The sequence below is a fragment of the Staphylococcus sp. GDY8P85P genome, assembly GCF_017892405.1.
GTDB classification, from domain to species: Bacteria; Bacillota; Bacilli; order Staphylococcales; family Staphylococcaceae; genus Staphylococcus; species Staphylococcus borealis.
Map to the genome: position 1 here is coordinate 1 of NZ_JAESLA010000067.1, position 16311 is coordinate 16311.

General features: G+C 32.9%; 9 protein-coding genes and 1 pseudogene. 8 read left to right on the plus strand and 2 right to left on the minus strand.

What is annotated here, in order from left to right:
* Positions 1–259 precede the first annotated feature (259 nt).
* Positions 260–2965: an aconitate hydratase AcnA gene (gene acnA / locus KA828_RS12000; protein WP_193839376.1), complete on the plus strand. Its 2706-nt coding sequence runs from the start codon at positions 260–262 to the stop codon at positions 2963–2965.
* A 91-nt stretch (positions 2966–3056) separates the two neighbouring features.
* A complete protein-coding gene (gene menI, locus KA828_RS12005; RefSeq protein ID WP_053029405.1) occupies positions 3057–3527 on the plus strand; it encodes a 1,4-dihydroxy-2-naphthoyl-CoA hydrolase MenI in 471 nt (156 codons plus the stop codon).
* 170 nt (positions 3528–3697) lie between these two features.
* Here the strand turns inward: menI and KA828_RS12010 are convergent, their stop codons facing one another.
* On the minus strand, positions 3698–3997 hold the full coding sequence (locus KA828_RS12010; protein ID WP_053030979.1) for a HesB/YadR/YfhF family protein: 300 nt from the start codon (positions 3995–3997) through the stop codon (positions 3698–3700).
* Between the two features lie 310 nt (positions 3998–4307).
* A complete protein-coding gene (plsY, locus tag KA828_RS12015; RefSeq protein WP_053030977.1) occupies positions 4308–4916 on the minus strand; it encodes a glycerol-3-phosphate 1-O-acyltransferase PlsY in 609 nt (202 codons plus the stop codon).
* A gap of 202 nt (positions 4917–5118) precedes the next feature.
* Here plsY and parE point away from each other — a divergent pair, with 202 nt between their 5' ends.
* The 6 genes and pseudogenes from parE to mprF all read left to right on the plus strand — a co-directional run bounded on the left by parE (position 5119) and on the right by mprF (position 16305).
* On the plus strand, positions 5119–7119 hold the full coding sequence (gene parE / locus KA828_RS12020) for a DNA topoisomerase IV subunit B (RefSeq protein WP_210126288.1): 2001 nt from the start codon (positions 5119–5121) through the stop codon (positions 7117–7119).
* Positions 7116–9515 carry a DNA topoisomerase IV subunit A gene (gene parC, locus KA828_RS12025; RefSeq protein WP_210126289.1) on the plus strand — a complete coding sequence of 800 codons (2400 nt, stop codon included), beginning with the start codon at positions 7116–7118 and terminating at the stop codon, positions 9513–9515. Before parE ends, parC begins: the two co-directional genes overlap by 4 nt.
* 214 nt (positions 9516–9729) lie before the next feature.
* Positions 9730–11187 carry a glutamine transporter AlsT gene (gene alsT / locus KA828_RS12030; protein ID WP_075108736.1) on the plus strand — a complete coding sequence of 486 codons (1458 nt, stop codon included), beginning with the start codon at positions 9730–9732 and terminating at the stop codon, positions 11185–11187.
* Between the two features lie 162 nt (positions 11188–11349).
* On the plus strand, positions 11350–12198 hold the full coding sequence (gene glcT / locus KA828_RS12035; RefSeq protein WP_053030969.1) for a glucose PTS transporter transcription antiterminator GlcT: 849 nt from the start codon (positions 11350–11352) through the stop codon (positions 12196–12198).
* An 82-nt stretch (positions 12199–12280) separates the two neighbouring features.
* The gene (locus KA828_RS12040) at positions 12281–13510 is read left to right on the plus strand and encodes an AI-2E family transporter (RefSeq protein WP_210126290.1); all 1230 of its coding nucleotides are present in this window, start codon (positions 12281–12283) and stop codon (positions 13508–13510) included.
* Positions 13511–13782: 272 nt separating this feature from the next.
* Positions 13783–16305 (plus strand): annotated as a pseudogene (mprF, locus tag KA828_RS12045) (bifunctional lysylphosphatidylglycerol flippase/synthetase MprF).
* The last annotated feature ends 6 nt before the right edge of the window (positions 16306–16311 follow it).

Below are 16311 nucleotides of genomic sequence, written 5' to 3' on the forward strand. Positions count from 1 at the left end.
GTCCGATTTGACGAAGAGCCTTTTTTTATTGAAGCAGCTACAACAATTTGTATATTAATGAAAATCATTCTCAATTAATAACATTTACTTATAGTAGGTTGCTTATATGATAAGAATAACTTATATACACTGATTAAAAATGCGAAAGCTAAATCACGTGAAATATAAGTATATAGAGTTGTTTTGAAAATCATATAATTATACAATTTATTTAAAGGCATATAAATATGAATTTTTAATATTCAAGGGGGATATACAAATGACTTCAAACATTAAGCAACAAGCTAAAAAGACATTTGAAGCGAATGGCCAGTCATATACGTATTATGATTTAAAGAGTTTAGAAGACCAAGGCTTAACGAAAGTAAGTAAATTACCTTATTCAATTCGTGTTTTATTAGAATCTGTCTTAAGACAAGAAGATGAATTTGTCATTACAGATGAACATATTAAAGCTTTGGGTAACTTTGGTAAGGAAGGGAACGAAGGTGAAGTACCTTTTAAACCATCTCGTGTTATTTTACAAGACTTCACAGGTGTTCCTGCAGTAGTAGACTTGGCATCATTACGTAAAGCAATGAATGATGTTGGTGGGGATATTAATAAAATCAACCCAGAAGTACCAGTAGACTTAGTTATTGACCACTCTGTTCAAGTTGATAGCTATGCTAATCCAGATGCATTAGAAAGAAATATGAAATTAGAATTTGAACGTAACTATGAACGTTATCAATTTTTAAATTGGGCAACTAAAGCATTTGATAACTATAATGCTGTTCCCCCTGCTACAGGTATCGTTCACCAAGTAAACCTAGAATATCTTGCAAATGTGGTACACGTTCGTGACGTTGATGGAGAACAAACGGCATTTCCAGACACACTAGTAGGAACTGACTCTCATACAACGATGATTAATGGTATTGGTGTACTTGGTTGGGGTGTTGGTGGTATCGAAGCTGAAGCGGGGATGTTAGGCCAACCATCATACTTCCCAATTCCTGAAGTAATTGGTGTACGTTTAACTAATTCATTACCTCAAGGTTCAACAGCTACTGATTTAGCCTTACGTGTAACACAAGAACTACGTAAAAAAGGTGTAGTAGGCAAATTTGTTGAATTCTTTGGACCAGGTGTAACGGATCTACCTTTAGCAGACCGTGCAACAATTGCCAACATGGCGCCTGAATATGGTGCAACTTGTGGTTTCTTCCCGGTTGATGAAGAGTCACTTAAATATATGAGATTAACTGGACGTAAAGAAGAACATGTTGAATTAGTAAAAGCATACTTAGAGCAAAATAATATGTTCTTCACTGTAGATAAAGAGGATCCAGAATACACAGATGTTATCGATTTAGATTTATCAACTGTTGAAGCTTCATTATCAGGTCCAAAGCGTCCACAAGATTTAATTTTCTTAAGTGATATGAAGAAAGAATTTGAAAAATCTGTTACTGCACCAGCTGGTAACCAAGGACACGGATTAGATCAAAGCGAATTTGATAAAAAAGCAGATATTCAATTTGCAGATGGATCTACTGCAACAATGAAAACAGGTGATATAGCTATTGCAGCGATAACATCATGTACTAATACATCTAACCCATATGTTATGTTAGGTGCAGGATTAGTTGCTAAAAAAGCTGTTGAAAAAGGCCTTAAAGTACCTGAATTTGTTAAGACTTCATTAGCACCGGGTTCAAAAGTTGTAACTGGTTACTTACGTGACTCAGGTTTACAAGAATACCTTGATGATTTAGGTTTCAACTTAGTTGGTTACGGTTGTACAACATGTATCGGTAACTCTGGACCGTTATTACCAGAAATTGAAAAAGCAGTGGCTGAAGAAGATTTATTAGTAACATCAGTATTATCTGGTAACCGTAACTTTGAAGGTCGTATTCATCCATTAGTTAAAGCAAACTATCTAGCTTCTCCTCAATTAGTAGTAGCTTATGCATTAGCTGGTACAGTTGATATTGATTTACAAAATGAACCTATCGGTAAAGGTAAAGATGGTGAAGATGTATACTTAAATGATATTTGGCCTACTATTCAAGAAGTTGCGGATACTGTAGATAGTGTTGTAACACCTGAGCTATTCCTAGAAGAATATAAAAATGTATATAACAACAATGAAATGTGGAATGAAATCGATGTAACAGATGCTCCTTTATATGATTTCGATCCAAACTCAACATATATCCAAAATCCATCATTCTTCCAAGGTTTATCTAAAGAACCGGGTACAATTGAACCGCTTAAAGACTTAAGAGTGATGGGTAAATTTGGTGACTCAGTAACGACTGACCACATCTCTCCAGCAGGTGCTATCGGTAAAGATACACCAGCAGGTAAATATTTATTAGATCACGATGTACCTATTAGAAACTTTAACTCATACGGTTCTCGTCGTGGTAACCATGAAGTAATGGTAAGAGGTACATTTGCGAATATTCGTATTAAAAACCAATTAGCGCCAGGTACTGAAGGTGGATTCACAACATATTGGCCAACTGATGAAGTAATGCCAATTTATGATGCTGCTATGAAATATAAGGAAGACGGTACTGGTTTAGCTGTTTTAGCAGGAAATGATTACGGTATGGGTTCTTCTCGTGACTGGGCTGCAAAAGGTACAAACTTATTAGGCGTTAAAACAGTTATCGCTCAAAGTTATGAACGTATTCACCGTTCTAATTTAGTTATGATGGGCGTGTTACCATTACAATTTAAAGATGGTGATTCAGCTGATTCACTTGGTTTAGATGGTAGAGAAGCAATTTCAGTAGACATCGATGAAACTGTTCGTCCTCATGATATTGTTAAAGTTCACGCTAAAAAAGAAAATGGCGACGTTGTTGATTTTGAAGCAATCGTCCGTTTCGATTCTCTAGTTGAATTAGATTACTATCGTCATGGTGGTATTTTACAAATGGTTTTAAGAAACAAATTAGCACAATAAATTAATATGTGAAGCCATGCTGACTTTATGTTGGCATGGCTTTTTTATGTTAATATGAATTGTGAATGATATAGGAAAGAGGTACGAATGAATGATATACAGTATGACTGAAATTGAAGCTAGATATCAAGAAACAGATAAAATGGGTGTGATTTACCATGGGAATTACGCTACATGGTTTGAAGTTGCACGAACAGATTATATTCGTAAGCTGGGCTTTAGTTATGCAGACATGGAGAGAGAGGGTATCATTTCTCCGGTTGTAGACCTTCAAATTAAATATAAAAAATCAATTTTTTATCCTGAAAAAGTAACAATCAAAACATGGGTTGAACAATATTCAAGGCTTAAATCAGTTTATTGTTATGAAGTTTATAATGAAAATGGGGAACTTGCGACAACGGGATCTACACAATTAATATGTATGAAATCAAGTAATTTTCGTCCAATAAGGTTAGATCGCTATTTTCCAGAATGGCATAAAACATATAGTCACGTTGATAAATTGAATCAAGAAGAAAAAGATTTTGAAGTAACACAACCAAGCGATCTTGAAATTTAAATAAAATAAAAGAGCCTGGGACATAAATAATATGATGGTGCTATTTTGCAAATTCGCAGTAGCTGACTGAACTGAAAATGCGCTTAAATCAAGCTTTTTTCAGTTCTAGTCATCCTTGCGGGGGTGGGACGACGAATTTAAAAAGAATTCTGTCCCACTCCCTTTATGATTTAATTTACTTTAGAATAGGCAATTTCGTCGTCATGGTCTACTTTTTCAACGAGAACATCACTATCTTCGAAATACCATAAATCATCTTCTGAAACGACCAATACTAAGTCATTATAATTCTCTTCATAACCTATTTCTACATCTTGTCTAGGTTCAACGCGAAAGGCAGGACTGAAACCTTGTTTAAGTTGAAATTCACCACCATATCGTACGTAAAACTGTAAAACCTTGTCATTCTCAGGCAAATCTAATTCATCTTTAAACCATTCTACAGCTTGATCTGTTAGTTTAATTTTCATTACATAATCCTCCTACCTTATATATCTATTACTAAATTTTTATCTTTATTGGAACTCTAAGCATTATAACATAATACCTTTTTGAGATAATCTTTAATGATTTTATGAGCATAATAAAAAGGAGTAGGACAGAATGCTTTTAAATTCACTGTCCGACTCCCAGCTTGCTTAGTTTGGGCTCCGCCCGCAAAGATGACTAGTTTTATGAATAGCTTGGTTCAAGCGTCTTCTCAATACAGTCAGCTACTGTGATTTGCAAAGTAGCATTATTATATTATAGATTTCGGGATCGATATTTTCTGATTAATAATTACATCCATTTTATTTTAGGTTCTTCGCCTTTAAAGATTCTTACTATATTAGTACGGTGCCTTACGATTAAAATAATCGAAACAAGTAGGCTCATACCGAATAATATGTAATCTTGTATGATGAGTGAGCCAATTACACAACATATTGCAGCAATAATACTTGAGAGTGAAACATATTTAAATATATATAACACGCCAAAGAATATAATTGCTAATACGAGCAGTAAAATAGGGTTTACACCTAAGACAACACCTGCACTTGTAGCAACTGCTTTACCGCCTTTAAATTTAAGGTATATCGGATAAACGTGTCCTAGTATTGCGAATAAACCTACGATTAACCCATGTGTGAAGAACGTGCTAAGCGGTCCATCTGCATGCACTGGAAACCAAATGGGAAAGAAAACGGTTATAAACCCTTTAAATATATCTAAAAAGGTTACAACAAATCCTGCTGGTTTACCAAGAACTCGGAAGCTATTAGTTGCGCCAGTATTGCCACTTCCAAATTGTCTAATATCTTTTTTGAAAAAGAGCTTTCCTATAACATATCCATTAGGAATAGCACCGATGAGATAGCTTAATATGAGCATGACTACTATCATCATATAACTTTACACATCCTTTAATAACGTAGCTATATTTTACCATAATCTCATAGCTAGCAACGACCAATTTTGAAATTTTGTTTTTTTTACTAACTTAAAATAGATTAGTTTTTAACTCACACTTGCAATTTAGATCGATTTATATAAGAATAACTATTGTATAGTTTTTAAAACGAACGTACGTTTGTAGGAGGCGAACGCATTGGCAACAAAAAATTCAAATCATTATTCAGATGATTCTATTCAAGTATTAGAGGGATTGGAAGCTGTAAGAAAGCGTCCAGGTATGTATATAGGATCTACTGATAAACGAGGTCTACATCATTTAGTATATGAAGTTGTAGATAACTCCGTGGATGAAGTGTTAAACGGATATGGTAATGAAATAAATGTAACAATTAATCAGGATAATAGTATTTCTATTGAAGATAATGGTCGTGGCATGCCTTCAGGGATGCATGCATCAGGTAAACCTACTGTAGAAGTTATTTTTACCGTCTTACATGCCGGTGGTAAATTTGGTCAAGGTGGATATAAAACATCTGGTGGATTACATGGTGTTGGTGCTTCAGTCGTTAATGCATTGAGCGAATGGTTAGAAGTTGAAATACATAGAGATGGGAATATCTACAAGCAAAGTTTTAAAAATGGTGGGGTGCCTGCCTCTGGTTTAGTTAAATCAGGTAAAACGAAGAGAACAGGAACTAAAGTTACATTTAAACCAGATCCTGAAATATTTAAAGCAACAACTTCATTCAATTTTGAAACATTGAGTGAAAGATTACAAGAATCAGCCTTCCTATTAAAGAATCTTAAAATAACATTGAAAGATTTACGTAGTGGTAAAGAACGTGAAGATGTTTACCATTATGAAGAGGGGATTAAAGAATTTGTAAGTTACGTCAATGAAGGCAAAGAAGTTCTTCATGATGTAACAATGTTCACAGGTTCAGCTAATGGCATTGAAGTGGATGTTGCTTTCCAATATAACGATCAATACTCAGAGAGTATATTAAGTTTCGTTAATAACGTGCGTACAAAAGACGGAGGAACACATGAAGTAGGATTTAAAACTGCTATGACACGTGTCTTTAATGATTACGCTAGACGAATTAATGAATTAAAAGAAAAAGACAAAAATTTAGATGGTAATGATATACGCGAAGGTTTAACTGCGATTATATCAGTACGTATTCCAGAAGAGTTGCTACAGTTTGAAGGACAAACAAAGTCTAAATTAGGTACTTCAGAAGCGCGTAGTGCAGTTGATTCAGTAGTCTCTGATAAATTACCATTTTATTTAGAAGAAAAAGGACAACTTTCTAAATCACTTGTGAAAAAGGCAATTAAAGCACAACAAGCTAGAGAAGCAGCACGTAAGGCCCGTGAAGACGCACGTTCAGGTAAGAAGAATAAACGTAAAGATACGTTGCTCTCAGGAAAGTTAACACCTGCGCAAAGTAAGAATACTGAAAAAAATGAATTGTATTTAGTCGAAGGGGACTCTGCAGGTGGTTCAGCTAAGCTTGGTAGAGATAGAAAATTCCAAGCGATTTTACCTTTGCGAGGTAAAGTTATTAATACTGAAAAAGCAAGACTTGAGGATATATTTAAGAATGAAGAGATTAACACGATTATCCATACAATTGGCGCTGGAGTAGGAAATGACTTCAAAATTGAAGATAGCAATTACAATCGTATTATTATCATGACTGATGCTGATACAGATGGTGCACATATTCAAGTATTATTATTAACCTTCTTCTTCAAGTATATGAAACCACTAGTACAAGCTGGTAGAGTGTTTATTGCATTGCCTCCACTTTATAAACTTGAAAAAGGAAAAGCTAAATCTAAACAAGTTGAATATGCTTGGACAGACGATGAACTTGATAAACTTCAGAAAAAATTAGGAAAAGGATTTATGTTACAACGTTATAAAGGTCTTGGTGAAATGAACCCTGAACAGTTATGGGAAACGACAATGAATCCTGAAACTCGAACGCTTATTCGTGTTCAAATTGAAGATGAAATGCGCTCTTCTAAACGTGTTACAACATTGATGGGTGATAAAGTTGCACCACGTCGTGAATGGATTGAAAGTCACGTTGAATTTGGCATGCAAGAAGATCAAAGTATATTAGATAACACTGAAGTACAAGTAATTGAAACTGAAGAATATACTGAGGAGGAAACAAATTGAGTGAGATAATTCAAGATTTATCACTTGAAGATGTGATAGGCGATCGTTTTGGAAGATATAGTAAATATATTATTCAAGAACGTGCTTTACCGGATGTTCGTGATGGCTTAAAGCCAGTGCAACGAAGAATTCTTTTCGCAATGCATAGTAGTGGAAATACCTATGATAAGAATTTCCGTAAAAGTGCTAAGACAGTCGGTGATGTTATCGGTCAATACCATCCACATGGTGACTTATCAGTATATGATGCAATGGTCCGTTTAAGTCAAGATTGGAAATTGCGACATGTCTTAATTGAAATGCATGGTAATAACGGTAGTATTGATAATGATCCACCAGCAGCAATGCGTTATACCGAAGCAAAGTTAAGTCAATTATCTGAGGAACTTGTACGTGATATTAATAAAGAAACAGTAGCTTTTGTTCCTAACTATGACGATACAACACTTGAGCCAATGGTATTGCCGGCAAGATTCCCCAATTTACTAGTAAATGGTTCAACAGGTATTTCTTCTGGCTATGCGACCGATATTCCACCGCACAATTTAGCTGAGGTTATTCAAGCAACATTGAAATACATTGATAATCCTAATATTACTGTTAGTCAATTAATGAAATATATTAAAGGACCAGATTTTCCAACTGGTGGTATTATTCAAGGTATCGATGGTATTAAGAAAGCTTATGAAACCGGAAAAGGTAAAATTGTCGTACGTTCTAAAGTCGACGCAGAAACGCTTCGAAATGGTCGCCAACAACTTATCGTTACAGAGATTCCATACGAGGTGAATAAAAGTTCACTTGTAAAACGTATTGATGAATTAAGAGCCGATAAGAAAGTAGACGGTATTATTGAAGTACGAGATGAGACGGATCGTACTGGTTTAAGAATTGCTATTGAATTGAAAAAAGATGTAAATGCAGAGGCTATAAAGAACTATTTATTCAAAAATTCTGATTTACAAATTGCATATAACTTTAACATGGTTGCAATTAGTGACGGACGTCCTAAATTAATGGGTATTCGTCAAATTATAGATAGTTATTTAAATCATCAAATTGAAGTGGTAGCGAACCGTACTAAATATGATTTAGATCATGCTGAAAAACGCATGCATATTGTAGAAGGTTTAATGAAAGCATTATCAATTTTGGATGAAGTCATTGCTTTAATTCGTAACTCTAAGAATAAAAAAGATGCAAAAGACAATTTAGTATCTGAATTCGAATTTACAGAAGCGCAAGCAGAAGCTATCGTTATGTTGCAACTATACCGTTTAACGAATACGGATATCGTTGCATTAGAAAATGAGCATAATGAGTTAGCAAATATGATTAAAGAATATCGTCATATACTGGATAATCATGATGCGCTATTACAAGTAATTAAGAATGAATTGACTGACATTCGAAAACGATTTAAATCTGAACGTTTGTCATCAATTGAAGCGGAAATTGCAGAAATTAAAATTGATAAAGAAGTGATGGTGCCAAGTGAAGATGTTGTTTTAAGTATCACACGTCAGGGTTATATTAAACGCACATCTACACGTAGTTTTAATGCCAGTGGTGTTGCAGAAATTGGACTTAAAGATGGAGATAGTTTACTTAAATATCAAACAGTCAATACGCAAGATACGGTACTAGTATTTACAAATAAAGGCAGATATTTATTCATTCCAGTTCATAAACTCGCAGATATTCGATGGAAAGAACTTGGACAACACGTTTCTCAAATTGTCCCTCTAGACGATAATGAAACTGTGGTCGATGTGTACAATGAGCAAAACTTCAAAGATGATGCATTTTATGTATTAGCAACGCGAAATGGTATGATTAAGAAAAGTAACGTTAGTTTATTTAAGACAACGCGCTACAATAAACCGTTAGTTGCCATGAAAGTTAAAGCACAGGATGAATTAATTAGTGTAATGCGCCTAAATAAAAATCAATTGATTACTGTATTAACTCATAAAGGTATGTCATTAACGTATTCAACTGAAGAATTATCTGATACGGGATTGAGAGCAGCTGGTGTTAAATCTATTAATTTAAAAGATGAAGATGTTGTAGTTATGACAGATGCTGTAAATCAAGATAGTTCAATTATAATGGCTACTCAAAGAGGCGCTGTAAAACGTATCAGCTATAAAATTCTACAACAAGCTAAGCGAGCACAAAGAGGAATTACATTACTTAAAGAATTAAAGAAAAATCCACACCGTATTGTTGCTGGTCATGTTGTTAAAGATGAGCATATGTATACATTATATTCTGAAAGTCATACGGAAGAAGGACAAATAACTGATATTCATTTATCTGAACAATATACAAATGGTTCATTTATCGTTGATGTTAAGGAGTTTGGAGACGTTCTAGATATGACAATCGACTAATTGCTCAAAAAATTTTATTTTCAATTTAAAAAGAAAATGATAAAATTGAACTTGTTATTTTAACCAATTTTAATCTTTCAAGAGATTTATATTGATGTTGTATAACCTCAAACGTAATATACATTAGTATTATTTAATTGAGTTTATTCAATGCAGTATAAATCTCTTGTAATATATCTTAGGATATTAATCAATTATAGATGAGAGGGATTTAATGAGTGATTTTGATAATTTAATACCTGGGTGGTTTAAAACAATCGTTCAGGTAGGTAATGATTTAATTTGGTCGCAATATTTAATTGGATTACTATTAACTGTAGGCTTCTTCTTTACAATTAGTTCTAAATTTGTGCAATTACGTATGTTGCCAGAAATGTTTAGAGCTTTAGTAGAGAAACCTGAAACGTTGAATAGTGGTGAAAAAGGTATATCACCATTCCAAGCATTTGCAATCAGTGCTGGTTCTCGAGTAGGTACTGGTAATATTGCCGGCGTAGCTACGGCAATTGTGCTTGGTGGACCTGGTGCAGTATTTTGGATGTGGGTAATTGCTTTCATTGGAGCGGCAAGTGCGTTTATGGAAGCTACTTTAGCTCAAATTTATAAGGTTCACGATAAAGAAGGCGGATTCCGTGGGGGTCCAGCATACTACATAACTAAAGGTTTAAATCAAAAATGGTTAGGTATTTTATTCTCAATATTAATTACTGTAACATTTGCGTTTGTATTTAATACTGTTCAATCTAATACAATTGCAGAGTCATTAAATACTCAATACAACATAAGTCCAGTTATAACAGGTATTGTATTGGCAGTTATTACAGCAATCATCATCTTTGGCGGTGTGCGTAGTATTGCAACATTATCGTCATTAATTGTGCCTATTATGGCGATCATTTATATTGGAATGGTTTTAGTTATTTTATTATTAAATATTGACCAAATTGTTCCAATGATAGGTACGATCATTAAGAGTGCGTTTGGTTTCGAACAAGTTACCGGAGGCGCTGTTGGTGCGGCCATCCTTCAAGGTATTAAACGTGGTTTATTCTCTAACGAAGCTGGTATGGGTTCGGCACCTAATGCTGCTGCTACAGCGGCTGTACCACACCCAGTGAAACAAGGTTTAATTCAATCACTTGGTGTATTTTTCGATACTATGTTAGTTTGTACAGCTACAGCGATTATGATTTTATTATATTCAGGATTAAAATTTGGTGAAAGTGCGCCTCAAGGTGTTCAAGTTACTCAATCAGCATTAAATGAACATTTAGGTTCAGCTGGGGGTATCTTCTTAACAGTTGCGATTACATTATTCGCATTTTCTTCTGTAGTCGGTAACTATTACTACGGCCAATCAAATATTGAATTTTTATCTAAAAATAAAGCAATTATGTTTATTTTCAGATGTTTAGTTGTTTTATTAGTATTTGTTGGTTCAGTTGTGAAAACTGAAACTGTATGGAGTACTGCCGATTTATTTATGGGATTAATGGCGATTGTTAACTTGATTTCTATTATCGGTCTTTCAAATATAGCTATAGCTGTCATGAAAGATTATCAAAAACAACGTAAAGCTGGTATGAAACCTGTGTTCAAACCAGAGAATCTCGAAATCAACTTGTTTGGCATTGAAACTTGGGGTAGAGAAAATCAACTACCTAAAAAGTAATCGATTGAATAACTATTTAATATAATATTATTAACATACTCCTTTCAATGTATTGAATTTAGGTTTCATAACGTTGGAAGGAGTTTTTACATTAAGTTTGAAATCTTTTCATTTTTAATAAATCGTTTTATAATTCATATATTAAAAAGAAAGGTGATTATGATGAGTGAGTATACTATTTCTAAAGCTTTAAATAACAACGTCATCATATGCACTTATAATAATCAAGAGGTTATTCTCATTGGAAAAGGTATTGGCTTTAATAAAAAGGCGGGAATGACCTTAGATGAAAGTGCTTCAATAGAAAAAGTTTATAAGCTAGAACAAAAGCAACAGCAAGAATATTATAAATCTTTAGTTGAAATTGCAGATGAAGATGTTCTACAAGCGGTAATTGAAGCAGTCAATTTTATAACGAGTACAACGCATACTACTGACGATAAAAATCTTGTTGTTGCTTTGACTGATCACATTATATTTGCATACAAAAGATTAAAGCAAAATCAAATTATTAGTAATCCATTTGCTATTGAAACCAAACATTTATATAGTGGCGCCTATGCAATTGCAAGCCAAGTTATTGATAAACTGAATCAACGACTAGATGTTAATTTCCCACCTGATGAAATTGGATTTATCGCATTACATATCGCATCTAACACTGAGGATTTAACAATACATGAAATGTCTTTAATTAATAAGTTAATTAGTAAAAGCATACTGATTATTGAAAATGATTTGAACCATGAAATTGATAATCATACAGTTCAATATCAACGATTTATTAGGCATATCCAATTTTTAATTCGACGTCTTAATAAAAAAGAATATATTTACGCTCAAGATGTCTTTATTGATATGGTTAAAAACCATTATCCTAATGCATACAATACTGCTTTTAAAATCTCAAGAATGATACAAAAACATTTAAATATTCCTATTGATGATTCTGAAATTGTTTATCTTGCACTACATATTTATCATTTTGAAACACAAATAAGTTCATCTTAAAGCGAAACAACATTTAATTGTTTTTATGTTATGATGTTAGATAGCTTTAGTTCTATAAGTTAGTTAAGGTATGGTGAGGAACATGACAACTGAAAATAAACAAGTTGAAGATAACAGCGAAAAAAAATTCAGTTTTACAGAAACGCGTTTTATGAAGTTTTTAGGCGGTAAAGATTTATTATTTGCTTTACTTTCATTAGTGCTCATAGGCATTGTAATATTTATATTTGATAAAGTTTCATATGTTTTTGAACCATTTATCATTATATTTAATACAATTGTGGCACCAATTATTTTATCGCTCATTTTGTTTTATCTTATTAATCCAATTATCAATTTGATGGAAAGATATAATATCCCAAGATTGCTGGGCATTATTATTGTGTTTTTAGCAATTGTTGGTGGCGCAACATTAATTATTAATTTATTAATTCCATTAATCAGTGATCAAATCACACGCTTAGCGAATAATTTCCCTAAGTATGTAGATAAATTTAATAATGCAATAGATCAAGTTACGCATTTTTCTTTCTTATCTTCATTTTATACTCAAATACAAGATTGGTTAGACTCAGTCTCTAACAAGATTCCTTCGATGGTTTCGAGTTATTTTGATGGATTTGGAACTAAAATAAGAAGTTTTGCAGAAGCGATAGTAAATGTAGGTGTAGTGCTTGTCACAACACCATTTGTATTGTTCTTTATGTTAAAGGATGGTCATAAGTTTAAAGAGTATTCAACTAAGATTATGCCACCAAAATTTAGAAAAGATTACCATGATTTAATGGAGAAAATGAGTGTACAAGTGGGTTCTTATATTCAAGGCCAAATTATTGTTTCATTTTGTATCGGTATCTTACTCTTTATCGGTTATTCTATCATTGGGCTTGATTATGGATTGGTGCTTGCATGTATCGCAGCTGTTACAAGCGTTGTTCCTTATTTAGGTCCAACTATTGCGATTTCACCAGCTATTATCATAGCCATTATTACATCTCCACTTATGTTATTGAAATTAATTGTAGTATGGACGCTTGTTCAATTTATCGAAGGACATTTTATTTCACCAAATGTCATGGGTAAAACATTGAAAATTCATCCTTTAACAATTATTTTCATTTTATTAAGTGCTGGTAATTTATTAGGAATCGTTGGTGTTATTTTAGGTATACCAGGATATGCGATACTTAAAGTATTAGTCTCTCACATGTTCTTATTATTTAAACGTCGTTATAATAAGTATTACGGTAATGATTCAGGAGAATATGAAATAAAAAAAGAAGAGACAAAAGAATATACTCGAGCCGATTAGTACGGCTTGTTGATGCAAAGTATAGTCGAGTAAAAGATAAATAATGCTAGAGTGTTACTTTGTAGTAGTTGACTAGGGCTGAGAAAGAGGAATATCCACTTTTTCTCAGCCCTATTTTTTTAATAAAATGTACATATCAAATTTTGGAATTTGAATGTATAATCTCACGTACATTACAATACTGTTAGCATGTGTAATATATATTCATATGTTCATTCAAATGAAGGTATGATATATTTTAAACTAATCGAAGTTGAAGGTAGAGGTATGATATGACTGAAGAACTAAAAAATAGATTATTATCTATACTTAAATTTGTTTTTGCTGCAGTGTTGTTTATAGCAGTTGTTGCCACGCTATATCATGAACTTGCTCATATTAATTTCAAGCAAACGCTTGAAGCTTTTAGCAAAATTAATCGTTGGTACCTTGTAGGCTTATTTATCTGTGGCGGTGCTGCAATGATTTTGCTGAGCTTATACGATCTTATATTGGTTAAGGGATTGAAACTTGATATCCCACTGATAAGAGTGTTTAAAGTGAGCTATATTATTAATGCACTCAATGCTATTGTTGGTTTTGGTGGGTTTATCGGTGCTGGATTTAGAGCATTTGTGTATAAAAATTATACAACGAATCGAAAAAAATTAGTGCATGCCATTTCAATTATACTTATATCAATGTTGACAGGTTTGAGTCTTCTATCAATTCTTGTCGTATTACATATCTTTGATGCTTCGCACATATTAAATAAAGTAAGCTGGGTAAGATGGATATTATATATTGTTGCATTATTCTTACCTTTATTTATTGCTTATACCATGATTAATCCTATTGATCGTTATAACAAATATTTAGGTGTTTATTGCACATTAGTATCTAGCGTTGAGTGGCTTGCTGCTGCATCAGTACTTTATTTATCGACAGTTATTGTTGATATCAATGTCGCATTTACGACTGTAATTGGAATTTTTATCATTGCTGCGCTTTCTGGATTAGTCAGTTTTATTCCCGGAGGTTTTGGTGCTTTCGATTTAGTTGTATTACTAGGATTAAAGTCGTTAGGCGTTCCTGAAGAAAAAGTTTTATTAGCGTTATTATTGTATCGTTTCGCTTATTACTTTGTACCAGTCATTATTGCACTTGTATTATCTACTTTTGAATTTGGTTCTTCTGCTAGAAAATACTTTGAAGAATCTAAATATTTTGTTCCTGCAAAAGATGTAACATCATTTTTATTTTCTTATCAAAAAGATATTATTGCTAAAATACCATCTTTTGCTTTAGCCACTTTAGTATTAATCACAAGTTTTGTATTCTTTATTAATAACATTACGATTGTTTATGATGGCTTATATGATGATCATCATTTTGCATATTATATTATGTCATCTATTCATACTAGTGCTTGTTTATTATTACTTCTTAATGTTAGAGGGGTATATAAGCAAAGTCGTCGTGCTATTTTATTTGTAATGATTTCGCTTATTTTAATTTTCGCCGCGACAATATACACTTATGCATCTTTAATTTTATTATCATGGATTATTCTAATATTTGTATTACTTGTTCTTGCATATCGCCGATCTAAAGTTGTGAAGCGACCATTTAGATTAAAGCGGTTCATTGTAGCCATTATTTTGAGCGTCTTTGTATTATACGTTAATCACATTATTATTTCCGAAACATTATATGCGCTGGACATTTATCATATTGAAATGGATACATCATTATTAAAATATTATTTCTGGTTAACAATTCTTGTCGTTGTAATGTTAGTGGGTATAGTTGCATGGCTCCTTGAGTCAAAATACAATAGACCACACCAATTTGAAGATTTGTCACAATGTAAAGCAATCATCGAAACATAGGGTGGTAATTATTTAAGTCATCTGATCTACAGTGGAGATAAAGATATCTTTATGCATGAAAATGAACAAGCATTTTTAATGTATCGTTATAAAGGTAATGCACTTGTTGTGTTAGGCGATCCAATTGGTGACCCAAATGCTTTCCAATCGTTACTGATTGATTTTTATAATTATGGTGAAAAGTTAGGTTATGACATCATTTTTTATCAAGTGTCAGATCGGTTTATGCCACTTTATCATAATTTTGGTAATCAATTCTTCAAATTGGGCGAAGAAGCCATCATAGATTTGACTCAATTTACCACATCAGGAAAGAAACGTCGTGGTTTTCGAGCGACACTTAATAAATTCGATGATTTAAATATTCAATTTGAAATTTTAGAACCACCTTTTTCAATGGATATTATTTCTGAATTGAAATATGTCAGTGATCAATGGTTAGATGGACGTAATGAAATGCATTTTTCAGTAGGACAATTTACTGAAGACTATTTACAACAAGCGCCTATTGGAATCATGAAGAATGAAGAGGGTAAAGTAATTGCGTTTTGTACTTTAATGCCTACTTATTATAATGAAGCTATTTCTGTTGATTTAATTCGTTGGTTACCTGACCTTGATTTACCTTTAATGGACGGTTTATATTTGCATATGCTACTTTGGGGTAAAGACAAAGGCTATAAAGCATTTAATATGGGTATGGCAACATTATCGAATGTAGGTCAATTAAATTATTCATATCCACGTGAACGTGTAGCTGGTCGTGTTTTTGAACATTTCAATGGACTTTATCGCTTTCAAGGATTACGTAAATATAAAGAAAAATATAGCCCTAATTGGGAACCAAGATTTTTAGTTTATAGAAAAGACAGTTCATTATGGTACAGTATGCTAAAAGTAATGAGAGTTATTCGTCATAAATAAATCATT